Annotated in this window: 16 protein-coding genes; 9 read left to right on the top strand and 7 right to left on the bottom strand. The window is 70.7% G+C overall.

Annotated elements, in window-relative coordinates; translation table 11 throughout:
• Position 1: 1 nt before the first annotated feature.
• Positions 2-2266 (top strand): xanthine dehydrogenase family protein molybdopterin-binding subunit, encoded by a 2265-nt coding sequence (locus MYSTI_RS26215; RefSeq protein WP_015350821.1) that lies wholly within the window; start codon positions 2-4, stop codon positions 2264-2266.
• An 80-nt stretch (positions 2267-2346) separates the two neighbouring features.
• A complete protein-coding gene (locus tag MYSTI_RS26210) occupies positions 2347-3861 on the top strand; it encodes a M28 family peptidase (RefSeq protein WP_015350820.1) in 1515 nt (504 codons plus the stop codon).
• 12 nt (positions 3862-3873) lie between these two features.
• Here MYSTI_RS26210 and MYSTI_RS26205 read toward each other — a convergent pair whose 3' ends face one another.
• Positions 3874-6855, bottom strand: coding sequence for a tetratricopeptide repeat protein (locus MYSTI_RS26205; RefSeq protein ID WP_233277960.1), 2982 nt, complete (start codon positions 6853-6855; stop codon positions 3874-3876).
• 242 nt (positions 6856-7097) lie between these two features.
• On the opposite strand from MYSTI_RS26205, the gene MYSTI_RS26200 reads away from it, so the two are divergent.
• Positions 7098-8201: a serine hydrolase domain-containing protein gene (locus MYSTI_RS26200; RefSeq protein WP_015350818.1), complete on the top strand. Its 1104-nt coding sequence runs from the start codon at positions 7098-7100 to the stop codon at positions 8199-8201.
• Between the two features lie 52 nt (positions 8202-8253).
• Here the strand turns inward: MYSTI_RS26200 and MYSTI_RS26195 are convergent, their stop codons facing one another.
• From MYSTI_RS26195 to MYSTI_RS26185, 3 genes are read right to left on the bottom strand one after another with little or no spacing between them, the layout of a single operon-like run.
• The gene (locus tag MYSTI_RS26195) at positions 8254-10560 is read right to left on the bottom strand and encodes an AAA family ATPase (RefSeq protein WP_015350817.1); all 2307 of its coding nucleotides are present in this window, start codon (positions 10558-10560) and stop codon (positions 8254-8256) included.
• Position 10561: 1 nt separating this feature from the next.
• Positions 10562-13954: an AAA family ATPase gene (locus tag MYSTI_RS26190; protein ID WP_015350816.1), complete on the bottom strand. Its 3393-nt coding sequence runs from the start codon at positions 13952-13954 to the stop codon at positions 10562-10564.
• A gap of 4 nt (positions 13955-13958) precedes the next feature.
• Entirely contained in the window at positions 13959-17306 is a 3348-nt protein-coding gene (locus tag MYSTI_RS26185) for an AAA family ATPase (RefSeq protein WP_233277959.1), read from the bottom strand.
• A gap of 218 nt (positions 17307-17524) precedes the next feature.
• Here MYSTI_RS26185 and MYSTI_RS26180 point away from each other — a divergent pair, with 218 nt between their 5' ends.
• The 6 genes from MYSTI_RS26180 to MYSTI_RS26155 all read left to right on the top strand — a co-directional run bounded on the left by MYSTI_RS26180 (position 17525) and on the right by MYSTI_RS26155 (position 24719).
• The gene (locus MYSTI_RS26180; RefSeq protein ID WP_015350814.1) at positions 17525-19273 is read left to right on the top strand and encodes an aminotransferase class V-fold PLP-dependent enzyme; all 1749 of its coding nucleotides are present in this window, start codon (positions 17525-17527) and stop codon (positions 19271-19273) included.
• Positions 19274-19607: 334 nt separating this feature from the next.
• Entirely contained in the window at positions 19608-20912 is a 1305-nt protein-coding gene (locus MYSTI_RS26175; RefSeq protein ID WP_015350813.1) for an OprO/OprP family phosphate-selective porin, read from the top strand.
• 11 nt (positions 20913-20923) lie between these two features.
• Entirely contained in the window at positions 20924-21952 is a 1029-nt protein-coding gene (locus MYSTI_RS26170; protein WP_015350812.1) for a sulfate ABC transporter substrate-binding protein, read from the top strand.
• A gap of 3 nt (positions 21953-21955) precedes the next feature.
• Entirely contained in the window at positions 21956-22798 is an 843-nt protein-coding gene (gene cysT / locus MYSTI_RS26165; RefSeq protein ID WP_015350811.1) for a sulfate ABC transporter permease subunit CysT, read from the top strand.
• 5 nt (positions 22799-22803) lie between these two features.
• Positions 22804-23655, top strand: coding sequence for a sulfate ABC transporter permease subunit CysW (gene cysW / locus MYSTI_RS26160; RefSeq protein WP_015350810.1), 852 nt, complete (start codon positions 22804-22806; stop codon positions 23653-23655).
• Positions 23652-24719, top strand: coding sequence for a sulfate/molybdate ABC transporter ATP-binding protein (locus MYSTI_RS26155; RefSeq protein ID WP_015350809.1), 1068 nt, complete (start codon positions 23652-23654; stop codon positions 24717-24719). Before cysW ends, MYSTI_RS26155 begins: the two co-directional genes overlap by 4 nt.
• Before the next feature lie 59 nt (positions 24720-24778).
• Here the strand turns inward: MYSTI_RS26155 and MYSTI_RS26150 are convergent, their stop codons facing one another.
• The 3 genes from MYSTI_RS26150 to MYSTI_RS26140 form a co-directional block, all read right to left on the bottom strand.
• The gene (locus MYSTI_RS26150; protein WP_233277958.1) at positions 24779-25300 is read right to left on the bottom strand and encodes a peroxiredoxin family protein; all 522 of its coding nucleotides are present in this window, start codon (positions 25298-25300) and stop codon (positions 24779-24781) included.
• A 139-nt stretch (positions 25301-25439) separates the two neighbouring features.
• Positions 25440-25805 carry an HPF/RaiA family ribosome-associated protein gene (locus MYSTI_RS26145; protein WP_015350807.1) on the bottom strand — a complete coding sequence of 122 codons (366 nt, stop codon included), beginning with the start codon at positions 25803-25805 and terminating at the stop codon, positions 25440-25442.
• 332 nt (positions 25806-26137) lie between these two features.
• On the bottom strand, positions 26138-26380 hold the full coding sequence (locus MYSTI_RS26140) for a hypothetical protein (protein WP_015350804.1): 243 nt from the start codon (positions 26378-26380) through the stop codon (positions 26138-26140).
• Positions 26381-26533: the final 153 nt, after the last annotated feature.

The following is a 26533-nucleotide window of genomic DNA, read 5'->3' as shown; positions in this document are numbered from 1 at the left end:
GATGAGCCAGCAGCCCGTGGTGTTGACCCGGCGTTCCTTTCTCGAAGGGCTCAATCTCTCGGTGGGAGGGCTGGCCCTGGGGCTCGTCCCCTCTGTCACGCTCGGCGAGGCGGAGGCGGCGCCTCGCGCGACCGCCGTGGAGCTCAAGCCCAGCGTCTTCGTGCACGTCGCCTCGGATGGGCTCGTCACCGTCGTGTGCCACCGCTCGGAGATGGGGCAGGGCATCCGCAGCTCGATGCCGGTCGTCATCGCGGACGAGCTGGGCGCGGACATGGCGCGGGTGAAGGTCGTCCAGGCGGATGGTGACGCCGTCTATGGCGACCAGAACACGGATGGCTCCAGCAGCATCCGCAATGGCGTCTACGAGGCGCTGCGCCGCACCGGCGCCACCGCGCGCACCATGCTGGTGGCCGCCGCGGCGAAGCGCTGGAAGGTGAAGCCCGCCGACTGCGAGGCGCGGGACCACGCGGTCTTCCACCGAGGCGGGAAGCGCTCGCTGGCCTTCGGGGAGCTGGTGGCGGACGCGGTGAAGCTGCCGGTGCCCAAGCCCGAGTCGGTGCAGCTGCGGCCTCGCTCGGAGCTGCGCCGCGTGGGGCGGGAGCTGCCGCTGCTCGACGGGCCTTCGTATGTGAATGGAACCGCCGTCTTCGGCGCGGACGTGCGGCTGCCGGGGATGCTCATCGCCGTGGTGGCGCGTCCTCCGGTGGTGGGCGGCAAGGTGGTGCGCTTCGACGCGGCGAAGGCGCTCGCGATTCCGGGCGTGAAGCAGGTGCTGGAGCTGCCCGCGCCGCAGGCCCCCTACCTGTTCCAGGGCTGGGGCGGCGTCGCGGTGCTGGCGGAGAACACGTGGGCGGCGATGCGCGGCCGCGCGGCGCTGGACGTCACGTGGGAGAACGGGCCGAACGAGTCGTACGACTCGGCGCAGTACCGACAGGCGCTGCTGGAGTCCGTGCGGATTCCAGGCACGCCCGCGCGCTCCGTGGGAGACGTGGACCAGGCGCTGGCCAAGGCCGCGCGGGTGGTGGAGGCCGAGTACTACACGCCGCACCTGTCGCATGCGCCCATGGAGCCGCCCGTGGCCCTGGCGCGGGTGGAGGGCGGCAGGTGCGAGGTGTGGGCGCCCACGCAGCATCCGCAGGCGGCGCGCACCGAGGCGGCGCGGGTGGCGGAGCTTCCCGAGGACAAGGTGGCGGTGCACGTCACGTTGTTGGGCGGTGGCTTCGGCCGCAAGTCGAAGGCGGACTTCGTCGCGGAGGCGGTCTTCCTCGCGAAGGCGGCGGGGGTGCCGGTGCGCGTGCAGTGGACGCGCGAGGATGACCTGCGCCACGACTACTACCACTCGGCCAGTGCCCAGCGGCTCAGCGCGGGGCTCGATGCCTCGGGCAAGCCGACGGCGTGGCTGCACCGCACGTCCTTCCCCGCCATCCGCTCCACGTTCTCGAATGACGTGACGGGGCCGGGGGCAAGGGACCTGAACCAGGGGGTGTTGGACCTGCCGCTCGCCATCCCCAACGTGCGCGCGGAGATGGGGCTGGCGCTGGCGAAGGTGCGCATCGGCTGGCTGCGCTCGGTGAACAACATCTTCCACGCGTTCGCGCTGGGCTCGTTCATGGACGAGCTGGCCCATGCGCGAGGGATGGACCCGCGCGACAACCTGCTCGAGGTGATTGGTCCGGCGCGCCACGCCTCGCTGGCGGAGCTGGGCATCTCCGCGCTGCCCAACTACGGCGGGTCGTTGGAGGAGTATCCCGTCGACGCGGGGCGGCTGCGCCGGGTCATCGAGCGGGTGACGGAGCTGTCGGGCTGGAGCGAGCGGGAGAAGAACGGCCGCACGCTGGGGCTCGCCGCGCACCGCAGCTTCCTGACGTACGTGGGTGTGGTGGTGTCCGTGAAGAAGGACGACGCGGGCAAGGCGCGCGTGGACGAGGCGTGGGTGGTGGTGGACGCGGGGCTGGTCGTCAATCCGGACCGGGTCCGCTCGCAGATGGAGGGCTCGGTCATCTTCGGGATGAGCCTGGCGCTGTATGGCTCCATCACGATGAAGGGCGGCGCGACGCAGCAGTCGAACTTCCGCGACTTCCGGCTGGTGCGTGTCGCGGAGGCGCCGCGGGCCATCCACGTGGACATCATCCAGAGCGAGGCCCCGTCGGGTGGCGTGGGTGAGCCGGGTGTTCCCCCCGTGGCTCCGGCCATCGCCAACGCGCTCTTCGCGCTCACGGGCACGCGCGTCCGCGACTTGCCGATCATCCAGTCGCTCGCGGTCTGAGGTTCCCGCCCTCGGTTCCTGGGTGTGCGCATGGCGCCGCGCGGCTTGAAGTCTCCGTGCGGGATTGGGAACGTGGCGGCATGAAATGGAGCGCCGCGTTGCTGTGTGGAGGCCTGGTGTTCTCCCCGAGGGCGGAGGCCGCCGAGTCCACGCCTTCCGCTCGTGAGCGGGAGGTGATGCTGTTGACCGGGGCGATGTTGGGGCCCACGCCCATGCTGGAGGACCTGCGCTCCCTGGTGGACGAAGTGGGCGGACGCGCCACGGGCTCGGAGTCCAACCGTCGCTCGGTGGAGTGGGCCCTGGAGCGCTTCCGCAAGGCGGGCGTGACGGCGACGTCCGAGCCCTTCCAGATGCCGGCCCTCTGGCTGGAGCAGAGCGCCAGCGCGACGGTGCAGGGCCGCGGGGTGCGCTTCACGCCTCGCATCGCCGCCATGCCCTTCTCCACCGCGACGCCCAAGGGCGGCCTCACCGCCCCCCTGGTCGAAGTCGGCCGGGGCACGGAGGCGGACTTCAAGCGCGTGGGCACGAAGGCCCAGGGGGCGTTCGTCCTGGTGGAGACCGACGAGCTGCGGGACGTGGATGACCTCTTCCGCGAGTACGGCGAAGCGGTGGGAATCGAGGCGCGCGCGGTGGCCTCCGGCGCCGCGGGCCTGGTCTACATGGGCAGCCGTCCCGGCAATCACCTCTACCGGCACAACGTGTCCTCGGGCGCGAAGAACACCCGGCCGATGATGGTGATGGAGCGCGACGCCGCGAAGCGGGCGCTGCGGCTCTTGCGCGCGGGCACCGGCCTGACGCTCAACGCCGCGCTGGATTTGAAGACGGGCGGGCCCTACGAGTCGCGCAATGTCATCGGCGAGATTCGCGGCGCCACGCGGCCGGACGAAGTCGTCGTCCTGGGCGCGCACCTGGACAGCTGGGACCTGGGCGGCGGCGCGCTGGACAACGGCGCCAACGTGGCGATGCTCATCGACCTGGCCAGGCAGATGCAACGGCTGGGGATGAAGCCCGCACGCACCCTCCGCTTCGCGCTGTGGAACGGCGAGGAGCAGGGCATGTACGGCTCCGCGGGGTACGTGCGCTCGCACGTGGCGGAGCTGGATGGGCACGTCATGGCGCTGTCCGTGGACATCGGCTGCGGACGCATCAATGGCTTCTTCACCAACGGCCGTCCGCCCCTGGTGCCGCTGGTGGACCGGGTGCTCGCGCCCGTCGCGGGCCTGGGGCCCTTCACGCAGGTGGACGTGCCGGTGGTGGGCACCGACAACCTGGACTTCATGCTGAGCGGCGTGGCGAACCTCATCGCCAACCAGGAGTCCGCCACGTACGGGCCCAACTACCACGCGCGCTCGGACGAGTTCGAGCAGTGCGACGCGCGCACGCTGCGCACCAACGCCGCGGTGGTGGGCGCGCTGGCGTGGGGCTTCGCGACGCAGGAGGAGCGGCTGCCGCGGCAGAGCCGCGCGGAGGTGGAGGCGCTCATGAAGGCGACGGACCTCCCCGCGCAGATGCGCTCGTTCAACGTCTGGGACGAGTGGGAGTCGGGCAAGCGCGGACGCCCGGCCGAGCGACAGGCGTCGCCCGCGGCGCGCTGAGCCGCCGCGTCGTCAGCGCGCCTTGCGGAGCTCCTCCAGCCACGCGTTGACCTGGGGGAGCAGCTTCTTCGTGGGGTCCGCCTCCGTCGCCAGGGCCTTCGCCTCCTCGGCGAGGAGCAGGGCCCGCTTGCGGTCCTTGCCGGACTGCGACAGGGCCTTGGAGAGCAGCAGCTTCACCTCCGCCAGCTGCCCCGGGCCTGGCTGGGCCTTGTCCCATCCGGCGACGGCGCGCTCCAGGGGCACGAGGGCGTCCACGGGGCGGTTCAGCTTGAGGAGGTTGGCGCCCAGGTCCCGGAGGGCCAGCATCCACTGTCCCTCCGCATCCGTGGGCTGCGCGACCTGGACGTCCACGGCCCGCTGCGCATAGGGCAGGGCCTCCTCGTGCAGGCCCTTCATCGTCAGGATGCGGCTGATGAGACGCAGCGGACTCACCAGGCTCGCGCTCCAGTTGCCTTGAGTCTTCTCTCGGATGACGACGCTGTGTTTGAAGCGCTCCATCGCGAGGTCGTACTTGCCCTGCATGAAGAAGAGCACGCCCATGTTGGCGTGGATGACGGCCGCGCCCATGCTCTCCGGCCCGTCCGTCTTCGCGACCACGGCGAGCGCTCGCTGGTAGATGGGGAGGGCCTCGTCCAGGCGCGACTGCGTCAGGAGGGTGGAGGCGAGGTCGTTGAGCGCGTCGTAGACCCGGGGATGCTCCGGGCCCAAGGTGCGCTCGAAGACCCCCAGCGCCTCGCGGGCCAGCTTCTCCCCCAACACCAGGTCATTCTGGTCCCTGAGCACCGGGACCAGGGCCAGTCGCACGCGGGCCACCTCGGGGTGCTCGGCGCCCAGCGCCTGCTCGGTGATGGTGACGGCGCGCTCGAGGTGGGCGCGGGCCTCCGCCAGTCGCGGGTGGATCCACTGGGTCGTGCCCAGCTCCAGCAGGACGTCCGCGACCTCCAGGCTGTCCGGGCCGAAGGTGTCCTCGGCGGTCTCCAGCGCCTGGGTCTGGATGGCCACGGCTTCTTCGTATCGCCGTTGCTTTCGCAGCAGGGTTCCGTTGTAGGTGAGGAGGTGGACGCGGGCCAGCTCGTTGCCGCCCCCCAGCCGCTCGAGGGCCGCCGAGGCGCGCTCCTTCCAGCGCGAGGCCAGGTCGTACTCATCCAGGCCGATGCACGACACGCGCACCAGCAGCGTCCATGCCCGGGCCGCGATGGCGTCCTGTCGCGTGGCCTCCGCCGCGTTGAGCGCATCGAAGAGGGACTCCTCCGCGCCCCGCCAGTTGCCGGCGCCCTCGCGCAGCTCGCCCAGCAGCAGCGAGATTTCAGCGCTGTCGTGCCGGTTGCCGGCCCGCTTCGAGGCCCTCGCCGTGGGTTCCACCAACGTGACGCCTTCCGCATAGCGTCCCGTGGCCAGGAGCGCGCGGCCTCGCGCGAGGGTGGCGCGGAGCGCGGCATGCTGCTCCCGCTCCTCGGGACCCTCCGGCAGCGAGGCCCCACCGGGCGCCAGGGCCTCCGAGCAGCCCGAGAGCGGCGGGAGTCCCTTCACCGCGCGGTGCGCCTCGTCGACCGTCCGGGGGTCCGCCTGGGCCAACAAGCGGGTGAGCGCGGAGACATCCGCGAGCCGGTTGTCGAGGCACCGCATGCGCCACGCCATCACCTCTTCCGGCTGGTTGCCTCGGACGCGCGTGGCCTCGCACGCGGTGATGCGCGTGGTCGTCCAGGCCGCGGTGTAGGCGTCCAGGTCTCGTCGCACGCGCTCCCAGGCGGAGGTGGCGTAGGGGCGGCCCGTGGAGGCGAACGCGGCCGCGATGGCGGCGTGTTGTTCCGGGCCCCAGACGGCCATCATCTCCTCGGAGGCGGCGGCGCAGGTCCGTGCGCCGCTGGTGTGCACCGCGTGCGTCAGTCCCACGGCCGCGGCCAGCACCGCCACGGCGCTGGCGAGCTGGAGGCCGCGCTTCCAGCGGGTGGCGGGGTCCTTCTGGAGCGCGTCGAGCAGGGCGGAGATGCTCGGGTAGCGGTCCTCGGGACGGCGGGAGAGGCCTCGCAGCAGCACGCGGCGCACCCACGGTGGGACGCGGCTGCCAGCGGGCGCGGGTCGCACCTGTCCCGAGGACACGAGCGAGGCGAGCTCCGCCAGCGTGGCGCCCTCGAAGGGGCGTGCGCCATAGAGCGCTTCATGCAGCGCGACGCAGAAGGAGAACTGGTCCCCCGCGGCGTCCGCCCGTGTCCGGCCCAGCAGCTGCTCGGGAGCCATGTACGCCGGCGTGCCGCCCGTCAGCGAGCGCTCCACCACCTTGGGACGGGACGCGTCCTCCCGCGTGAGCGGCGCGCCCTCCATCTCGGTGGGGGCACCCAGCCGCGCGAGCCCGAAGTCGGTGACGTGGACGCCGCCGTTGCCGCCCACCAGGAGGTTGGCGGGCTTGAAGTCGCCATGGACCACGCCCGCGGCGTGCGCGGCCTCCAGCCCCCGGCCCGCGTCGAGGAAGAGCTCCAGCACCTTCCGCCAGGGTCGAGCCTCCGCCCGCAGCCACTCGTTCAGCGTCTGCGTCTCCAGGCGCTCCATGGCCAGGAAGACGTGCTCGCCGAAGGTGCCCACGTCGTACACGGCGACGACGTTGGGGTGGGAGACGCGGGCCATGGCCTGCGCCTCGCGCAGCAGGTGCGCGCGCTCCTTGTCCGAGTCCAAGCCCAGGGCGCCGGTGCGCAGCAGCTTGAGGGCGACGCGGCGGTCCAGCTCCGGGTCGTACGCGCCATACACGACGCCCATGGCCCCCGCGCCCAGCACCTCGAGGACGAGGTAGCGGCCCACCGTCGTGCCCTTCTCCAGGGCCGCGTCCTCGCGCCGGAGCGTGGAGGGCGCGGGCCCGGTGGCGGAGAGGCTGCGGTCGGTGTCCGGGCTCTGCGCGCGCAGCCCATCGGCCACGAGCATCCGGCACGAGGTGCACGTGTCGAGGTGTGCATCCACACCCGCGCGCTCCTGGGGGGGCAGCTCGCCCAGCAACAACTTCATGAAGACGGTCTCGTCGACGCAACGCATGAAGGGAGGCACGGCTCGCGGAGGAGGGAGTGGGGTGGCGAGGATAGCAGAGTGTGTGCGGGCACCAGGGCCGCGCCTTCGTCGTGTCGGCGTGACGTGTCGGACGCGGCCGTTCGACATGTCGCGGAGCGGCGCGCGCCGTGGGGCGCCGAGTGGAGCGGCGGGGGCACGGTGCTTGCTGAAGGCAGGGGCGTTCCCATCCATCGGAGACCCCCATGACGAGCGAAGTGAAGGACCCCACGCGGCTTCAGCGGCTCCTGGCCGAGAGCATCCAGACCTATCTGTCGGGACAGGAGGAGATCGGCGTCTCGGCGGCGCTCACGGTGGGGGATGCGCGAGCCCTCCAGGCCTCGGGCCTGGCGGACCGGGAGAAGCAGACGCCGGTGCGAGAGGACACGCTGTTCATCATCGGCTCGGTCCAGAAGGTCTTCACCAACACGCTGGCCGCGGCGCGAGTCATCGAGGGCCGCATGTCGCTGGAGGAGCCTGTCGTGCGCTTCCTTCCCTCGGAGGTGCGCAAGGAGGGCAGCGTCATCCGGCAGGTGACTCCCGCGAACCTGGGGACGATGACGGCCGCGATGCCCACGGCGAACGTGCCGGGCCAGCCAGCGGCGGCGCTCTACCGGGGCGAGCCTCCCACGCCCCAGCTCCTGGACTTCTGGAAGAAGTTCAACCCCGAGCGCCACATCGGCACGAGCTACCAGTACTCGAACGTGAGCGAGGTGACGCAGGGCTTCACGATGGTGGGCGCCGCGGAGCGCAGCTATCCGGAGCTGTTCGAGCGCGACCTCCAAGGGCCTCTCGAGCTGACGGACACCCTGGTGGACTTGAAGGGCATCGGCCCCCAGCGCATCGCGCAGGGCTACACCGCGGAGGGCAAGCGCATCGGCTTCCGGGGCGTGGGCTTCAACTCCACGGCGACCGACATGCTGCGCTTCCTGGAGGGGAACCTGTTCCGGGTGCTGAGCATGCCGCTGCTCACCTACCGCGCCATGTGTCTGGCGCACGAGCCTCGCTTCCAGATTTCACCGGGGCACTCCATCGGCATGGGGTGGTACGTCACCGAGGTGGGCTCCGGCGCGCGGCTGGTGAGCAAGGCCGGCGGCAACGGAGGCTTCCTCGCGTGGGCGGGCTTCATCCCCCAGCGCTCGGCCGCGCTGGTGCTGCTGACCAACGGGCACCTGTCGGGCTCGGGGCACACGTCGTTGCCGGCCACGGGGAAGGCGCTGCTGTTGAAGGCCGCGGGCCTGGACCCCGCCGTGCTCACGGGGCTCGAGGACGCCGACGACGGGCTCCAGCGAGAAGAAGAGGGGACCTAGCCCTCCGCTCGCCGTGTGCCGGGAGCGGAGGGCCTGCGAGCTTGGCGCGCCGTCAGGTCGCGGGCGCCAGCTCCACGTGGCCCTCGGCGCTCACACGCAGCACCACATGCGGGTGCGGCGTGTGGGCGTGCGCGGCCAGCCACTGCGCCAGGGGGACCACCGCGTGCTGCTCCACCGCGCGCTTGAGGGGCCGGGCGCCGTACCGCGCGTCGAAGCCTGTCCGCGCGAGGAAGTCCACCAGGTCGTCGCCAAAGGTCACCTTCACGCCGCGCCGCGTGAGACCCTCGCGGCTCAGCGCGGTCTCGAGCGTCCGCCGTACGAGCGTCCGGATGATGTCCGGGCCGAGCGCGCGATAGGGGACCACCTGGTCCAGCCGGTTGAGGAGCTCCGGGCGGAAGAAGGCCGTGGCCGCGCCCAGGTAGTGCGCCTCCATGTTCCGGGGGCTGTCGCCGCTGAAGCCCAGGGAGCGAGACGCGGAGTCGGCGCCGAGGTTGCTGGTGAGCAGCACCACGGTGTTGCGGAAGCTGACGGTGCGGCCCGTGCCGTCCGTGAGGCGGCCTTCGCCCAGTACCTGGAGCAGCAGGTCGTGCACCCCCGCGTCCGCCTTCTCCACTTCGTCCAGCAGCACGACGCCGAAAGGCTGCTCGCGCACGCGCCGGGCGAGACCGCCTTGCTGTCCGCCCACTTCGCCCACGAGCCTCGCCGCGCTGCCGGGCGCGGCGTACTCGGCCATGTCGAAGCGCGCGAGTCGGGCGACGTCGCCGAAGAGGTACTCGGCCAGCGCCAGCGCGGACTCCGTCTTGCCCACGCCCGTGGGGCCCAAGAGGAGGAAGGCCCCGAGCGGACGCGACGGGTCCGCCAGCCCCGTCTTCAGGGTGACGATGAGGTTGCGCAGGAGCAGCGTGGCCTCGTCCTGGCCGACGATGCGCTCGCGGAAGCGGCGCAGCAGCGCATCCGGGTCCAGTCGAATCGACGTGTCCACCAGCTCGCGCGGATAGCCCGTGCGCGTGCAGAACGCCTGCGTCACGGCACCCGCGTCCACGTCCTTGCTCGACGCCTGGGTGGCCGTGGCCGCGCGGAGCAGGGACACCGCGCCGCCCGGCGGAGGGCCTTCACCGAAGCGCTCCGTGAGCTCGGCCGCGCGGTCCAGGGCGTCTGGTGTGAAGCGCACCTTGCGCGACTTCGCGACGCGCTGGGAGGCATGGAGCACGGCGGTGCGCGCGGCCACGGGAGACAGGGGCGGCACGGTGAGGTGGCGCAACGCCTGGAGGAAGGCGCCGTGTGTGCGCTCGGCTCGCGCGACATCCTCGGGAGTGGCCTCCAGCACCAGCGTCACCTCGCCGCCTTCGAGCGCGGGCAGCAGGTGGCGCGCGACGTCCAGGCCCGTGTCCCCGCCCCCGAGGGAGAGCAGCTCCGCGAGGCTGTCCATGTGCAGCACCGCGCGCCGCACCCGCAGCTCTTCAATCATGTGCTGCACGCGCGCCTGCCACTGCCCGAGGTAGCGCATGCCGGCCATGATGCGGCCACCCGACGTGCTGTAGACCTCCAGCCCGTGGAGCGGATGGCCCGATGGCGCGGCTTCCGCCCGGTGCACCAACTCGTGGACCAGCGACGTCTTCCCCACGGAGGGAGGCCCCACCAGGAGCACGCTGGCGCGCGAGGCGGACGTGACGGCCTCCGCGAGCATCGTCACCTCCGCGGTGCGCTCCCAGGCGCGCTCCATCAAGCCCGCGCGAGCCTCCTCGTTGAGGCAGCGGCTTGCCTCGGAGAGCCCTGGAGGCGGCGGCGGGTGATAGGTCGTCGACTTGCGCTCGGCGGCGAAGAGGGCGCGGGCCGTCTCCCGGGTCTTGGTCGTGACGGAGATGGTCTCGACGGTCTCGTCGCCCAGGTAGGCCAGTGAGTGCAACCGCTCCAGCGGGGCCATGTAGAGCTCGTGCCGGACGAGCTCCTCCACATAGGCCTCCAGGTCCGAGGCGTCCTGCAGCGAGCCCTCCACGTCCAGGCGGGGCACCCAGACATGCATCTGCCCCTTGGCGGATGTGCTGGACTTCTTCGCCCCTCGCTCGGGCTTCGCCCGGCCCCGTGTCACCACCGTGAGCTTGAGGGGCACGGGCAGCAGCCGTCCGTGCTGCACGGCGCGCACGGTGAGGTTCAGCTTCTTCGTGCGCAGGTCCGGCCAGTATGTCTGGGATTGTTGCAGCTCGCCGCGCTTGATGAGCCGCCGCAGCACCTCCGCGATGTCGATGCGCGCGGTCGCGAGGTCCGGGGCGAACGTGGCGAGGTTCGGGTGCGTCAACACGTGGGCCGCCACGCCGAGCCCGGGGTAGTTGCGCACGAACAGGTGAAAGTTCTTGTCCATGTCAGTGCTCTCCTCGGCGCTGGCCGCGCAGCACCCGCGCCACCCAGGCGACGGAGTCCGAGGGGGATTGCCCGCTGCTCAGATGAACCATCTTCTCGAGGTTTCCCTCCAGGACGACCTGTCCCAGGGCCTGCTCGCCGGACTCGTCCGAGCGACGTGCCTCGCGCTGCCGCTGACTCACGGCGTCGCGGGTCGCCACCACCCGCGCGACGTCTTCCATCTTCTCTGATGCGGGCGGCAACAGCTCCAAGCGGACCAGCGAGGGCCTCACGCCGTCTTCCCGAGGAAGGTGCACCAGCGCGTAGCCCTCCAGCGTCCGGAGGAGGTCGCTCAGGCCCATCGCCGTCAGGCTCACCACCTGGCGCCGGACCCGGGCTCGGGCGGGAAGGGGCGTCTCGTGCGCCGCCCACGCGAGGCTCCCGTCGGGCTCCACGCGCTCCTCGTGAATCACCCCGCGGCCCAGTCCTTGGGGCAGGGCCTTCAGCACGGCCGTCAGCGCGGCCGCGGGCGTGTCCGCGAGTCCCTCCACGAGCAGCGCGCGCGTCTCTACGCCGGACTCCCGGTGCTCGAGCTGATGGGCCAGCCACTCCAGCTCATCGCGCAGGCTCACCACCTTGGGGAGGCAGCGACGCAGCCGCTCCTCGGCGGACACGGGAAAGGGCTCCGTGGCGAGGATGGGCCGAGGCCGCAACCCGCCCTGCCGCCCCGACCCCCCGGTGTCGTGGTCGTAGCCCGCGCGGCCCTTCTTGGTGGGGCGCTCCTCCTGCTCCAGGAACTCACGGTGCGCGAGCTCGTGGTCGCGGATGTCCACGGCCTCGGCGGACAGGCGCTCCAGTTGCTCACCCAGGACCAGGGACTCCTCGGGGCTCGCGGATTCAGGCGCCGCCGCGAGCGTCGCGAGCAGGGCGTCCACGCGCGTGGTCACTTCATTCAGCGCGCGGAACACCGCGGGAAGCTTCCAGGTGGCGGTGGACGGCTCAGGCGCCCATGGGGGCTGCCGGGTGAGCAGCTCCACCGACAGGCCCATGTCATCGGCCCGGCGGAACAGCTCCACGCGGGCCAACTCCTCGCCCTCGCGCCGGACGAGGTGATGCGCCAGCGGCACCGTGAGGCGGCGCTCCAAGGCGCGCTTCAAGGGACGGGCGCCGTAGCGCGGGTCATAGGCCTGCTCCACCAGCAGGTCGAGCAACTGCGACTCCACCTCCACGACGACGTTGCCTCGGCGGATGCCTCGACGGGACAGGAGCGACTCGAGGGCGTGCTCCACGACGACGCGCAGCGCGGAAGGCGTCAGCGCACGGAAGGGCACCACGCGGTCCAGTCGGTTGAAGAACTCCGGACGGAAGAAGGCGCGGACCGCGGAGAGGTAGTGCGCGTCGGCGCTCTCGGTGGCGTGCTGGAAGCCCGTGCGGGCGGCGGCCTCGCGCACGCCCAGGTTCGAGGTGAGGACCACCACCGCCTGCCGCGCATCCACGGTGCGGCCCGCGCCATCCGTCAGCCGGCCTTCACCGAGGAACTGGAGCAGGGCGTCGAAGACGCGAGGGTGGGCCTTCTCCACCTCGTCGAACAGCACCACGCAGAAGGGCTGGGTGCGCAGCGCCGTGGTCAGCTCGCCATCCGGCGCACCGGGCAGGCCCAGGAGCCGGGTGATGCTGGAGGAGGACACGAACTCCGACATGTCGAAGCGCACCATCCGCTCCTCGCTGCCGAAGAGGGTGCGCGCCACGGCCTTGGCCGTCTCCGTCTTGCCCACGCCGGTGGGGCCGACGAAGAGGTAGGTGGCCAGCGGCTTGTCGGGAGGTTGCAGCGAGCGCTGGAGGGTGAGGATGGCGTCCACCACGGCGGTGACGGCCTCCGGCTGCCCCGCGACCTGCGAGGCCAGCTCCCGCTCCAGGACCTCGCGCGGCTTGGGCGGCGCGCTGCCCAGCACGAAGTCAGGCAGGCCCGTCTGCGCGCGCATCGCCGCGAAGACGTCGTCCTCGGTGAAGCGGCGCACGTCGTTCTCGACGGTGCCGGGCCTCGAAATCACCCGCCGCAGCAGGCGCACCGCCTTGCCGGGAAAGGCCTCGTGCGCGACGAAGCGCTGCTGGAGGTCCAGCAGCGTCTCCAGCGCGAGTGGAGACAGGCGCGGCGCGGGACCTCCTCCGCCCATGCTCTCGATCTGCCGCAGGGTGCCCAGCAGGGCCGGCAGCGTCGCGCGCGGCTCCAGGTCTGGCACCTGCACCACGCGGAACAGCGAGGCGAGCGTGGGCGCCTCTTCCCGCACACGCTCGAAGCGCTCCGGGGTGGACTCGGCCAGCACGGTCAGCTCGCCGCGCGCCAGGTGGGGCTCCAGGAACTGCGCGACGTTGGTGCGCTCGTTGGCCGTGCGGCCCGCGTAGACAAGCGAGGCCAGGTCATCCACGTAGAGGATGTCTCCGACCTCGACCAGCTCCTGCACCACGCCGCGAGCGCGGGCCTCCCACTGGCCCACGTAGCTCATCCCCGCGATGAACTGGTTGCCGTCCACCCGCCACACGTCGCGGCGCTGTCCCGCGGCGTCCTGCCGAGTGGTGAGTCGGCGCACCACCTCGTGCACCAGCGCCGTCTTGCCCGAGCCCGGCGGGCCCACGAGGATGACGGCGGCGCCCTCACGACCCTCGAGTGCGTCCGCCACCTCGCGGACCAGCGACTCGCGGCCGAAGCAGCGCTCCAGCCCGTCGTCGCGCGCCGCGTGGCTCAGGTTGCGTGCCACCGCGCGCAGCTCCACGAGGGTGAGCCGCCGACGGTTGCGGCGGGCCTCGCGCTGCTCCGGTGTCTCCGGGGGCGTCGCCTTCTCCTTGGACGCGTCTCCCTGCGGACGCCGCCTGCGCGGGGGCGTGGGGGGGCGCGGCGGCGTGCGGGGCAGGATGGACGGCGCATACGCATCCACCTCGAGCAGCTCCAGGCGTTCCCGGACCTCCGTCCACACGCCCTTCAGCTCCTCCTTCTCGTGCTCCACGCACCACGCGCACAGCCGCCGCGCGAGCGCGCGGGGAAGGTCGTCGGGGCTCGAAATCGCGAAGCGGGCCTCCGGGAGCCGGGTGGGCGTGACGACCCAGAACTCATCGCGCGGCCACTTCTCCAGCAGCACGCCCATCCGGCCCTTGAGCACGACGTGCAGGCTCTTCTCGGGGTCGCGCGTCTCGGCCTCGACCTCCACGTGCCGCAGCGACAGGTGGGGTGGCAGCTGGTAGGCGGCCACGCTCGACGGGCTCTCCTTCTCGAAGCGCTCCATCACGGCGAGCGCCAGGTCATCGCGCAGCGAGGACAGGCTGGGACCCACGAAGTGGATGCGCGGCGTGAGGGTGGGGACCCAGGCCTCGACGAGGCGGCCGCCCATGGAGGCGACGACCAGGGGGAGTTTGAGTTCCATGGCGTCAGTCCTTCTCCGTGGCGGTGAACACGCGCCAGTTCATCCAGCTCTCCAGCAGCTCGTCCATGCGCAGCGAGCCGGCGTCGTAGCGCACGCGCGCTTGCGTCCGCAGGTCCTCCACGGAGCCTCCGGAGGTCTCCGTCGAGCCCGGACGAACCCGTCGAACCTCCTGCCGGGGGAGCTTCTTCTCCAGCTCGGTCAACTCCGGGAGCGCCGAGGTCGCCTCGCGAGGGTGCGAGGAGAAGTGCACCTTCACCAGCGTCGCCTGGCTGCCTTCGATGAAGCGGTGCACTCCGTGCTCCGAGGCGAGGAGCATGGGCAGCGTCGGTCCGGAGATGCGCACGGCATAGGCCAGGGGGACGGGCTTGAGCGCGACCACATCGACGTCGACCTTCTCCTCAATCCAGCGCTCCGGCACGCGGGTCTTGGTGGCCTTCTCGCCTTCCTTGAGCGTGGGCTTGCGGAAGACGAATCGCTTGTAGGCGAGAGAGTTCCGCTGGCACCAGCCTTCGTAGGCCCGCGCGAGGAAGCAGGCCCGGTTCCAGCCGCCCCGGCCCGGCACGAGAATCAGCGTGGCGCCCTTCGCATACTCATAGAGGCTGGAGTACAGCCGCTCCCTCAACGGGAGGAAGCTCTTGCGCAGCGAGGTCACCTCCCGCGCGAGCGACTCGGCCTGATCGACGGCGCGCGACAGGTGGGCCTCGAACAGCAGGTCCTCGATGGCCTCCGTCTGCTGGGCACACTCGCGGAAGGTCTTGTCCAGCTCGCGAGCATCTCCGGACTTTCTCGCCACATCCTCGGCGAGCGAGCGCTCCTCCCAGAAAGAGGGCTGACGGGACATCTTGTCGAAGACGGTCAGCTCCCGGCGCAGCGCCACCATGGGGGGCGAGTGGCTCCAGCGCTGCACCTCCGCGCGCAACGCGGCGGCGTCCTCCAGCACCTGTTCGATGGGCTGCCGGCCCAGGCCCTCCGTCTCTCCCCCCAGGCCCTCCGCGCGCAGCGTGAGGTGGTCCTGACCGGCCTCGATGTGGAGGCACACCGGGCCTCCTCGGGGATGCTCCGCGAGCCAGGCCGCCACGGGCACCACCAGCTCCCGCTCCAGGGCCCGCTTGAGGGGACGCGCGCCGTAGCGAGGGTCGAAGCCGCGCGCCGCGAGCCAGTCCAGCGCGGACTCGGAGACCTCCAGCATCGCGTCATGCCGGGACAAGCCGGAGCGGCGGCGGATGGCGTCCACCTCGCGCACCACGAGCTTGCGCAGCAGCTCCGCCGAGAGGGGCGAGAAGACGATGGTGTCGTCCAGGCGGTTGAACATCTCCGGGCGGAAGAAGCGCTGCACCTCCGCCAGGTAGTGCGTGCGCAGGGCCGCGGTGTCGGGCGTGCCGCCCAGCGAGTCGAAGCCCACGCGCGCGCGCCACGTGTCCGCGCCCAGGTTGCTGGTGAGCACGATGACGGCGTTGCGGAAGTCGGTGAAGCGGCCCGACGCATCCGTGAGCCGGCCCTCGCCGAGCACGCCCAGGAGCGAGTCATGGACGGCGGGGTGGGCCTTCTCGATTTCGTCCAGCAGCACCACGCAGAAGGGCTGCCGGCGCACGGTGGCGGAGAGGTAGCCGGGCGTGGAGGAATCCCCCAGCAAGCGCACCAGCGCGTCGGGGCCCGCGTACTCGCCCATGTCCAGGCGGACCATCCGCTCGCGCGAGCCGAACAGCAGCTCCGCCAGCGCCTTGGACAGCTCCGTCTTTCCCACGCCCGTGGGGCCGACGAAGAGCAGCGAGCCCAGCGGCTTGCGCGTGTCCGCCAGCCCCGACTTGAGCACGGACACGACGGACGCCACGCGCTCCACCGCGGCCTGCTGGCCCAGCACCCGCGTGGAGAGGAAGTCGCGGACCCGCGCGGGCTCCAGCGGCATGTCATCGCGCAGCAGGGACTCCGGGATTCCGGACTCGGACGCGAACTGCCGCACGGCGTCCCAGCGCGTGACGCGGGGCTGGGCCGTGTGGGCACAGGCGGAGAGCAGCCGGCGGAGGAACGCCACCGCGTTGCCCACCTGCGCGCCATACGGCAGGAAGCGGCGACACAGGAAGCGGCACTCCTCCAGCGCCTCGGGCAACACCTCCAGGGGCGTGGGACCCGGCGTCTCCTTCGCCACGAGCGCGAGGATGCGGGCCAGCGACTCCGAGGAGGGCTCCTCCACGCGGATGACGGAGAAGAGGCGCGCGAAGCTGGCGTTGCGGCGCTCCACCAGGGCCCAGGACTCCGGGGTGGCCTCGGCGACGACGGCGACCTCTCGGGTGGAGAGCAGCGGGAGCAGCAGCTGCGCCACGTTCTGGTCGCTGTGCGCGCTCTTGCCCGCGTCGAGCAGCTCGATGGCATGGCCCAGCGCGAGGATGGCGTGGGACTCGTTGGCCTCGCGCACCGACTTCATCACCTGCTGCTGCCAGTCGCCCCACATGCCTTCGCCGGCGATGAGGCGACTGCCATCGACGAAGAAGAAGGGGCGCTTGCGCTCCTCGGCGGTGGCGGTGGCGGTGCGGGCTCGCAGGGCCTCCGCGAGCGCATGCAGGACGGCCGACTTGCCCACGCCCGAGGGACCCACCAGCACCAGGGCCGGGGCTTCCTTCTCGGCCAGCCGCGTGCGCAGCAGCGTCACCAGGGCGTGCTGCTCGTGGGCCGGGTCCAGCTGTCCATCGGCCGCGAGCCGATGCCAGGGCACGCCGATGCGGTCCAGCGTGGGCGTGGGCGGCGGCTTCGTGGGCTTCGCGCCCGGGTCCTGTCGCGGGACGCGCTTGCGAGGCTCCCACGAGTCCTCTTCCTCCCGGGGCTCCTCGGAGTCATCGTTGCTCGACCCCGCGGGCTCGCTGTCCGCATCCTTTGGCAGCGGAGGCGGGCGGATGTCCATGCGGAGCTGGCGAGGGCTGAGCGCGGACAGGCGCGTGGGGGTGGCCCGCACCTCCACGTCGATGAGCGCCTCCGGCCCATCCGAGCGCAGCGCCAGCAGCCGCGCATCCGAGTGGTTCTCCAGCAGGTCGCGCAGTCGGTCCGTGGCCTCGTCCGGCACCGTCTTGCCCTGGAACCACCAATGCGTCTCCAGCCGAGGCAGGTACAGCCCGACATAGGACTGGTGGGTGGGCGCGACGGTGCCCAGGAAGGAGAGGGGGGCCAGCGAGTTCTGCTCGGCACCCCAGATGGGGATGGCGGGCACCGTCATCGGACGCCCGGTGGCGCCTGTCGCCGCGATGAACTCCGGGACGCGGCGGGGGTGGATGCGCGTGAGCTGGTCATCCAACGCCAGCATCAGCTCTTCCGTGGCCTTCTCCACCGTGTCCGCGTGCACGGAGAGGTGCGGTAGGGACAACGGGGTGAGTGTCACCCGTCCGCTGGCATGCCGTTGCACCCAACATTGAAAGCGAAAGTTCATGAAGTGTGCTCAGGCTAACACGAGGCCGCGCAGTGACGGCGCGACCCGTCATGGGCTGACGCGCTCCGCCATGTGCATGCCGCAACCAAGCGGCTGGACAGCCAGCGGCCTTCGGCGAAATCCTCGCCTTCGCGACATCTGCCGGGGGGCGTGTGATGGAAGCGAGTCGTGCGAGGCTGATTGAGTCCATCCGGAGTTCGGTGCTGGGCGAGGGGCGGGTGCTCGACGGGCCCTATGGCCCCCGGCGGCTCACCTATGCGGACCATGCCGCGTCCGGGCGCTCGTTGGCGTTCATCGAGGACTTCATCCGGGACCACGTCCTCCCGCTCTACGCCAACACGCATTCCGAGACGTCCGGCACCGGCGCTCAGACGACGCGCTTTCGCGAGGACGCTCGCGACGTCATCCATCAAGCGGTGGGAGGTGGGCCCGACGACGTCGTGCTCTTCTGTGGCTCCGGTGCGACGGGCGCGGTCTGCAAGCTCATCGACATCCTGAACCTGCGCATCCCCGCGGACCTCGACGCGCGCTTCGACTTGCGCTCACGCATCCCGCCCGCCCAGCGCCCCGTGGTCTTCGTGGGGCCCTACGAGCACCACAGCAACGACCTGCCCTGGCGCGAGTCCATCGCCGACGTCGTCACCATCGAGGAGGATGGCGACGGTCGCATCGACCAGGCCCACCTGGAGCGCGAGCTGGAGCGATATCAGCACCGCCCGCTGCGCATCGGCAGCTTCTCCGCCGCGAGCAACGTCACCGGCATCCTCAGCGACCAGGAGGGCATCGGCGCGCTCCTGAAGCGCTACGGTGCGCTCTCCTTCTGGGACTTCGCGGCGGCGGGCCCGTACATCCATGTGGAGATGAACGGACGCGACGGCGGCCCGCGCGTGGAGAAGGACGCCGTGTTCCTGTCCCCGCACAAGTTCATCGGGGGCCCGGGCACGACGGGCGTGCTCGTCGTCAAGCGCAAGCTCCTGGGCAACCGCATCCCCACCGTGCCCGGAGGCGGCACGGTGTCGTACGTGAGCGGCAGCGAGCACATCTACCAGAGCGACCCCGTGCACCGGGAGGAGGGTGGCACTCCGGCCATCGTCGACTCCATCCGCGCGGGGCTCGTCTTCCAGCTTCGCGAAGCGGTGAGCGTGGAGACCATCGACACGCTGGAGCAGGGGTTCGTCCGGCGCGCGCTCGCGCACTGGGGCGGCAATCCGTCGCTGCGCATCCTGGGCAATCCCGCGCTGCGGCGGCTGCCCATCGTGAGCTTCCTGGTGCGTCACGGAGACGCCTATCTGCACCACAACTTCGTGGTGGCCTTGCTCAATGACTTGTTTGGCATCCAGGCGCGCGGAGGCTGTTCGTGTGCGGGGCCCTATGGCCACCGGCTGCTGGGCATCGACCCCGTCACCAGTCACCGCTTCCAGGACGTCATCGTGCAGGGCACGGATGGCGTGAAGCCTGGCTGGGTGCGGCTGGGCTTCAACTACTTCCTCTCCGAGACGACGTTCGACTTCCTGCTCGACGCGGTGGACTTCGTCTCCGCCGAGGGCTGGAAGTTCCTGCCGCACTACGCGCTGGACCCGGTGACGGGCCAGTGGCGGCACCGCGGCCACCAGCGCGCGCTGCGGCGCCTGGCGGACCTCTCGTACACGAGCGGGGTGAGCGAGTCCCCCATGCCCGGCCCCTCCGCGCCGGAGTCGGAGCTCCCCTCGTATGTGACATGGGCGCGGAGCCTCACCTCGCGCGTGCTCCATGACGCGGGTGAAGGCGCGGAGGCCGACGCCTCGCTCTCTCCCGCGGCCGAACGCCTGCGCTGGTTCCCGCTGCCCGACGAGGTGCGAGAAGTCCTGACGCGGGAGCACGCCGCGGCGACGCCCGAGGCTCCCTTCCGGCTTCAGCGGGCATGAGGATGACGACGACGCGGGTGGCAGAGGGTGTGCGACTGTCATCACCCATCTGGGCCTTGGGGCAGATGAGGGAGGCGAGGGAGCGTCCCAGGTGGGGGTGCGTTGACAAGCAAGAAGGGCCCGTGCATCGTGCAGCCACTTTCATGAGCCTCCGACCGACCACCCACGCCTGTTGCTGCTGTGACGCACCAGCGGTGGGCGCCTGTCGACCCGTGGCCTGAAACCCCGGGAAGAGCTGGTTCGAAGAGCCCACCATCCGCGAGGAGGTGGGCTTTCGGCTTTCTGAGGTACCGAAACCACGTCCATCGCGCCCCTCTCGCAGTCGAGGAACCGCATGGCACGTCCCTCACCGCATCATCGACTCTCCACCTTCGCCGCGGGGCTGGTGCTGCTACTGGCGCCGCTCGCCGCGGCCCAGACACCTCCCCCTCAAACCCAGACACCGAGCTCCTCGGAGGGCGCCGTCATCAAGGCGACCCCGGAGGGCTTCTCCATCGCCTCCGCCGACAAGGCGTTCCTGCTGAAGCTGCGCGGCTACGTCCAGATGGACGGCCGGTTCTTCGAGAGCAAGGCGGACCGCTCCGGCGCCACCACGTTCCTCATGCGGCGCGCGCGGCCCGTCTTGGAGGGGACGCTCTTCCATGTGTTCGACTTCCGACTCATGGCGGACTTCGCGCCGAACGTTCCGCCGCTCTGGGATGCGTACCTGGAGTTCCGACCGCGCAAGGAGGTGCGCGTGCGGGTGGGCCGGTTCCGTCCCCCCGTGGGGCTGGAGCGCAATCAGTCCGCGCTCAACGTCCCGTTCATCGAGCGCGCGTTGCCCACGGACCTGGTGCCCAACCGCGACGTGGGCGTGATGGTGCACGGGGAGCTGTTGGGCGGGGTGCTGGCCTACGCGGTGGGCGGCTTCAACGGCACCGCGGATGGCGCGAACGCCGACAGCAACATCGACGACAGCTTCGACCTGGCGGCGCGCGTGTTCGCCCATCCGTTCCGCGCCACGGACCTGCACCTGCTCTCGGGGTTGGGGTTGGGCGTCGCCGCCTCGCGCGGCAACCAGTTCGGTTCGGCGTCCACGACGGGTGAGGCGCCGCTGCGCACGATGGGGCAGCAGACGTTCTTCATCTTCCGCACGGGAGCGGGGGCGGGGCAGACGGTGATGGCCCATGGCGAGCACACCCGCATCTCACCGCAGGGCTACTTCTATGCGGGGCCGCTGGGCGCGCTGGCCGAGTACGTGAACTCCACGCAGGAGGTGAACCTGGGCGAGCAGCACGCGCGCCTGCGCTTCGAGGCGTGGCAGGCCACGGCGACCTGGGTGCTCTTCGGAGGCAAGGCGGCCTACGAGGGCATCAAGCCCACGGACCCGTTCGGCGCCGCGTCGGGAGGGTGGGGCGCGGTGGAGATTGGAGGTCGCTACACGGAGCTCGACGTCGACCCGGAGGCGTTCCCTGTCTTCGCGGACCCGACGGTCTCCGCGCGCCATGCGAAGGGGTGGGGCGCCGTCGCCAACTGGTACCTCAACAACAACGTCCGCGTCGCCGCCACGTATGACCACACGACGTTCAAGGGGGGCGCCGTCGACGGAGACCGCATCCCCGAGTCCGTCGTCATGTCCCGCTTCCAGGTGAGCTGGTGAAAGGCCCGTCCATGCGTACCCATTCCTGGCTGTTCCCGCTCATCCTGGTCGCCTTCGTGGGGTGCTCGAAGTCCGGGAGCGAAGGCTCCGCCCCCGGCGCCGTCACGCTGCTCAACGTCTCGTATGACCCCACGCGGGAGTTGTACGTGGACGTCAACGCGGCCTTCTCGAAGCACTGGGAGGCCACGCACCAGCAGAAGGTCTCCATCAAGCAGTCCCACGGCGGCTCCGGCAAGCAGGCGCGGGCCGTCATCGACGGGCTCGACGCGGACGTCGTCACGCTGGCGCTCGCCTACGACGTGGACATGCTCCACGACAAGGCGTCGCTGATTCCCGACGGCTGGCAGAAGCGGCTGGCGAACAACAGCGCGCCGTACACCTCCACCATCGTCTTCGTCGTGCGCAAGGGGAACCCCAAGGGCATCCGCGACTGGGATGACCTGGTGCGCGACGGAGTCGCCGTCATCACCCCCAACCCCAAGACCTCCGGAGGCGCGCGGTGGAACTACCTGGCGGCCTGGGGCCATGCGCTGCGCAAGCCAGGAGGCACCGAGCAGAGCGCGCGCGCCTTCGTGGACTCGCTGTTCCGCCACGTGCCCGTGCTGGACTCGGGCGCACGAGGCGCCACCACCACGTTCGCCGAGCGTGGCCTGGGAGATGTGCTCATCGCCTGGGAGAACGAGGCCTTCCTGCTGACGGACGAGGTGGGCAAGGAGCGGTTCGAGATCGTCGTCCCGTCGTCGAGCATCGTCGCCGAACCGCCCGTCACCGTCGTGGACCGCAACGTGGACAAGCGAGGCACCCGCGCGGTGGCGGAGGCCTACCTCCAGTTCCTCTACTCGGAGGAGGGACAGCGGCTCGTGGCCAAGCACCACTACCGCCCGCGCTCGGAGGAGGTCGCCCGGAAGGAAGGGGCGCGCTTCCCGAAGCTGACGCTCTTCACCATCGACGAGGTGTTCGGCGGCTGGCGCAAGGCCCAGTCGGCGCACTTCGACGACGGTGGGGTGTTCGACTCCATTTACGTCCCGCAGGCGCGCTGAGCCATGGCCACCCACGCTCGCAGGCACGTCCTGCCCGGCTTCAAGCTGTCCCTGGGCTTCACCTGGACCTATGTCGGGCTGCTCGTCCTCATCCCGCTCTCCAGCCTCTTCCTCAAGACGTTCTCCCTGACGTGGCCGCAGTTCTGGGAGACGGTGACGGCGCCTCGGGCGCTCGCGGCGTACCGGCTCAGCTTCGGCGCGTCGTTCGCGGCGGCGCTGGCCAACGTTGTCTTCGGGCTCCTGGTGGCGTGGGTGCTCGTGCGCTACCGCTTTCCGGGCCGCTCCTTCGTGGAGTCGCTGGTGGACCTGCCCTTCGCGCTGCCCACCGCGGTGGCGGGGCTGACGCTCACGACGCTGTTCTCCTCGAAGGGTTGGTATGGCCAGTACCTGGAGGCGCTGGGCTTCAAGGTGGCCTACTCCTCGGTGGGCGTGGCGGTGGCGCTGACCTTCATCGGGTTGCCCTTCGTGGTGCGCACGGTGCAACCCGTCCTGGAGGACATCGACGCGGACGTGGAGGAGGCCGCGGCGACGCTCGGCGCCACCCCCACGCAGACCTTCACGCGGGTGTTGTTCCCGGCGATTCTCCCCGCGCTGCTGAGCGGCTTCACCCTGGCGTTCGCCCGGGCGCTGGGTGAGTACGGCTCCGTGGTCTTCATCTCCGGCAACATGCCGCTGCGCACGGAGATTGTTCCGCTGCTCATCGTCACCAAGCTGGAGCAGTACGACTACGCGGGCGCCACGGCCATCGCGGTCGTGATGCTGGTGGCGTCGTTCCTCCTCCTGCTCGTCGTCAACGTGCTCCAGCGCTGGAGCCACCGCCGGCTGGAAGCCCGGCCTGGAGCGTGACGGACATGCTCGCCCCCTCTATCTGGATGTCGCGGCGCAACGCGCGGACCTTGGAAGGCTCGGCCTGGGTCCGCTGGTCGCTCATCCTCCTGGCGCTGGGCTTCCTGGCGCTCTTTCTCTTCGTTCCGCTGGTCGCCGTCTTCACCTTCGCCTTCCAGAAGGGCTGGGAGGCGTACCTGGCGGCCATCGTCGAACCCGAGGCCCGCTCCGCCATCTTCCTCACGCTGACGGCGGCGGCCATCGCGGTGCCCCTCAACCTGGTCTTCGGCCTGGCCGCCGCGTGGCTCCTGGCGCGGTTCCGCTTCAGGGGGCGCTCGCTGCTGCTGACGCTCATCGACCTGCCCTTCAGCGTGTCGCCCGTCATCGCGGGGCTCATCTTCGTGCTGCTCTTCGGGCGGCAGGGTTGGCTGGGGCCGTTCCTGGCCGAGCACGACCTCCAGGTCATCTTCGCGGTGCCGGGCATCGTCCTGGCGACGGTGTTCATCACCTTCCCGTTCGTCGCCCGGGAGGTGCTGCCGGTGATGCAGACGCAGGGCAGTGACGAGGAGGAGGCGGCGCTGACGTTGGGGGCTGGAGGCTGGCGCACCTTCTTCCGCGTCACGCTGCCGAAGGTGAAGTGGGGTGTTCTCTATGGCGTCATTCTCTGCAACGCGCGAGCGATGGGAGAGTTTGGCGCCGTCTCCGTGGTGTCCGGGCACGTGCGGGGTGTCACCACGACGCTGCCGCTGCACGCGGAGATTCTCTACAACGAATACGATTTCGCGGGTGCGTTCGCCGTGGCGTCTCTGCTCACGCTGCTGGCGCTCGTGACGCTCGTGCTGAAGAAGTACGTGGAGTGGAGGAGCGAGGTGTCATGAGCATCATCGTCGAGCAACTCACCCGGCGTTTCTCCCCGGGCGGCAGTCCCGCCGTCGCGGATGTCTCCTTCCACGCGCCCAAGGGCGCCATCACCTCCCTGTTGGGGCCGTCCGGCGCGGGCAAGTCCACGCTCCTGCGTCTCATCGCGGGACTGGAGGTACCCGACGTGGGTCGGGTCCTCATCGACGGCGTGGACTGTACGTCCCTGCCCGTGCAGCAGCGCAACGTGGGCGTCGTGTTCCAGAGCTACGCCCTGTTCCGGCACATGACGGTGCGGGAGAACATCGCGTTCGGCCTCAATGTGCGGAAGCAGCCTCGCGAGGAAGTGGAGGCTCGCGTGGACGAGATGCTGCGCCTGGTCCAACTCGAAGCGCTGGGCGGGCGTCATCCCGGGCAGCTCTCCGGTGGGCAGCGTCAGCGGGTGGCCTTCGCTCGGGCGCTGGCCATCCGTCCTCGGGTGTTGTTGCTGGATGAGCCCTTCGGGGCGCTCGACACCCGCGTGCGGGAGGAACTGCGGGAGTGGCTCCATGCGCTGCACGAGAGCACGGGGCTGACGACGCTGCTGGTGACGCATGACCAGCAGGAGGCGCTGGAGATTTCGCAGCACGTCGTGGTGATGAGCGATGGGCGGGTGGCGCAGTCGGGCTCGCCGGAGGACATCTACGACCGGCCCGCGTCGCCCTTCGTCGCGTCGTTCATCGGCGGGGCGAACATCCTGCGAGGCCATGTCCAGGAGGGCCGGGTGGCGGTGGGCTCGCTCGCGCTGGCGGTGCCTCCGGCCGCGCGTGAGGGCGAGGCCGTGCATGCCTTCGTGCGGCCGCATGACGTGAAGCTGGCTCGGATGGTGGTGGGGGGACGGGGGCCCTCGCCGGTGCTGGGCACGGTGGAGCGGCTGAAGTCCGTGGGCGGCTTCGTCAAGGTGCTCCTGCGCCTGCCTTCCGGAGACGAAGTCACCGTCCAGGTGCCTCGCACGGAGTTCGATGAGCTGGGCGTCACCGAGGGCGATGCGGTCCACGCGGATGTGCGCACCGCCACCGTCTTCGTGGGGGACTACGCCATCTGACGCGCGGGGCCTTCACGGCGGGCGCCTCTTCGGGGGCGCTCGCCGCCGAGGGCGCGGGGCTACAGCATCCACCGCCAGGAGAGTCCCGCGAGCGTGGTGTAGCCGACGACGGAGCGCTCGATGGTCCCTTCCGGGGAGAGGAAGAACACGGTGGGGAACATGTTGACCCGCCAGGCTTCCTGGACGGAGTCGTCGCCGAGCAGCACGGGGTAGTCGACCGCGTGCTCCTGGGCGAAGCGCTGGACGGCGGCCTCATCGTCGTAGGCGAGCGCCACGGAGATGACGTGCGCGGAGTCTCCCGCGAGCTTGCGCAGCTGCGAGATGTTGGAGGACTCCGCGCCGCACACGCCGCACCAGGGGGCCCAGAAGGCGAGCACCACGGGCTTGCCTCGCAGGGACTCGAGCGAGACGGTCTCTCCGGTGAGGGTGCGCAGCGTGAACTGGGGCGCGGGAGCGCCGGAGCCTGGCAGGTGTCGGGTCTGCCAGGCCGCGACCGCCACGAAGATGAGCGCCAGGAAAGCCAGGTCCACGCCCCACCGCACCCACCAGCGCTGACGCGCCTTCGCCCACGCTGCTCGCATGTTGCCGAGCACTCCGGACCCACCACCTTGCATCCCGTGCCTCCTCGAGGTGACGCGGGGGCGGGAGGGCCCTCGCGTCACGCATCATCCTGTCACCGACGAGGCCCCTCCAGGGGAGGGACCTCGCGTGGCTTCGAGACTACGTGGGGCTGGGCAGCTCCTCGAGCTCCCAGGGGGCGGTCCTCACGCTCTCACCGGCTTGCCGGTGGGTGCGGCCCAGGACCTTGCCCAGCGAGTGGCCCGCGCGCTCCAGGGCCCGGTCCACCGCGGTGGCGAAGCTGGCTTCCTCCGCCTCCGCCGCGAACTGCTTGCCGTGCTCGAGTCGCACCGTGACCTTGGCCACCTTGTCCACGCCGCCGCGTGGGCCGTTGATGTCCTCCAAGCGCACCGTCACGTCTCTGACCTGGTCCGACAGTCGACCCATCGCGAAGCGCACTCGGCGTTCGACGTAGGTCCGCAGGGTTTCGGTGAGGGCGATGTGACGGGCTCGGATTTCGATTCTCATCCTCGGCTCCTTCTGGCCCACCATGGGCCTATCTCCTATCTGTTGGGCCGGGGCTTTTGGCGCCAATAGGAAAACTCCCGCTGGTGCTTCGAAAAAACGAAGGGGTCCAAGCAGGAATGCGAGAGGGCCTTTGGTGTTCGCCCTAATCGGCCCATTTCCGGGGGACGATGGGGCGCGCGCTCGGATGGACGCTTGGGGGGCCTCAGGTCGGGATGTAGGTGGTGTCGCCCCCCTCCCCACGCGTCAGGCTCGCTCGCCTTGAATCCTTGCCCCACCAGGTGCCTGTGCCCGAAGCACGAACGCCGAGGCGGTAGGAGTCCCTAGCGAGCCACTCAGGGGGATGAGTCCCGTGCCGAAGAGGAAATCGTCTCGCCCACCTTGGTGAGGGTGGAGTCCTGGGCATGCTGGAGGCTGTTCTTGAAGTTGAGCAGCGCTACCTTCTCGGAGACAGCCGCTCCAAGCTCGGCATATCGCTCGATGTTGGCCAGGGCTTCGGTGGCCATCGTCTGGAGCGAGGGGCCCTTGTCCATGGGCCTCGTGTTGTAGGCCCCGCCCGGCTTGCTGCCCGTTGGCATTGTCGCCTTCCCGCCCGTTGGTGGGGAGTTCACCACCGTCTCGCGACCTGCGGCCTTCGCCACGAACTCACTCGCCGGAGGCTTCGGGACAGGGGTTGGGGACGGGCTCTTGGGCGCCTCGACTGACTTCCCTTTATCGACGGATGACGCATT

Origin of the sequence: Myxococcus stipitatus DSM 14675, assembly GCF_000331735.1 — a bacterium.
Classification (GTDB): domain Bacteria; phylum Myxococcota; class Myxococcia; order Myxococcales; family Myxococcaceae; genus Myxococcus; species Myxococcus stipitatus.
This window is presented reverse-complemented; position numbering and strand designations above follow the sequence as displayed.

Bases quoted from the DNA above. Each gene is read 5' to 3' on its own strand.
- MYSTI_RS26155 (WP_015350809.1), top strand. From the start codon at position 23,652: ATGAGCATCATCGTCGAGCAACTCACCCGGCGTTTCTCCCCGGGCGGC.
- cysW (WP_015350810.1), top strand. From the start codon at position 22,804: ATGCTCGCCCCCTCTATCTGGATGTCGCGGCGCAACGCGCGGACCTTG.
- MYSTI_RS26140 (WP_015350804.1), bottom strand. From the start codon at position 26,380: ATGCCAACGGGCAGCAAGCCGGGCGGGGCCTACAACACGAGGCCCATG.
- MYSTI_RS26200 (WP_015350818.1), top strand. From the start codon at position 7,098: ATGACGAGCGAAGTGAAGGACCCCACGCGGCTTCAGCGGCTCCTGGCC.
- MYSTI_RS26150 (WP_233277958.1), bottom strand. From the start codon at position 25,300: ATGCGAGCAGCGTGGGCGAAGGCGCGTCAGCGCTGGTGGGTGCGGTGG.
- MYSTI_RS26190 (WP_015350816.1), bottom strand. From the start codon at position 13,954: ATGGAACTCAAACTCCCCCTGGTCGTCGCCTCCATGGGCGGCCGCCTC.
- cysT (WP_015350811.1), top strand. From the start codon at position 21,956: ATGGCCACCCACGCTCGCAGGCACGTCCTGCCCGGCTTCAAGCTGTCC.
- MYSTI_RS26175 (WP_015350813.1), top strand. From the start codon at position 19,608: ATGGCACGTCCCTCACCGCATCATCGACTCTCCACCTTCGCCGCGGGG.
- MYSTI_RS26195 (WP_015350817.1), bottom strand. From the start codon at position 10,560: ATGGACAAGAACTTTCACCTGTTCGTGCGCAACTACCCCGGGCTCGGC.
- MYSTI_RS26210 (WP_015350820.1), top strand. From the start codon at position 2,347: ATGAAATGGAGCGCCGCGTTGCTGTGTGGAGGCCTGGTGTTCTCCCCG.
- MYSTI_RS26215 (WP_015350821.1), top strand. From the start codon at position 2: ATGAGCCAGCAGCCCGTGGTGTTGACCCGGCGTTCCTTTCTCGAAGGG.
- MYSTI_RS26170 (WP_015350812.1), top strand. From the start codon at position 20,924: ATGCGTACCCATTCCTGGCTGTTCCCGCTCATCCTGGTCGCCTTCGTG.
- MYSTI_RS26180 (WP_015350814.1), top strand. From the start codon at position 17,525: ATGGAAGCGAGTCGTGCGAGGCTGATTGAGTCCATCCGGAGTTCGGTG.
- MYSTI_RS26205 (WP_233277960.1), bottom strand. From the start codon at position 6,855: ATGAAGTTGTTGCTGGGCGAGCTGCCCCCCCAGGAGCGCGCGGGTGTG.
- MYSTI_RS26145 (WP_015350807.1), bottom strand. From the start codon at position 25,805: ATGAGAATCGAAATCCGAGCCCGTCACATCGCCCTCACCGAAACCCTG.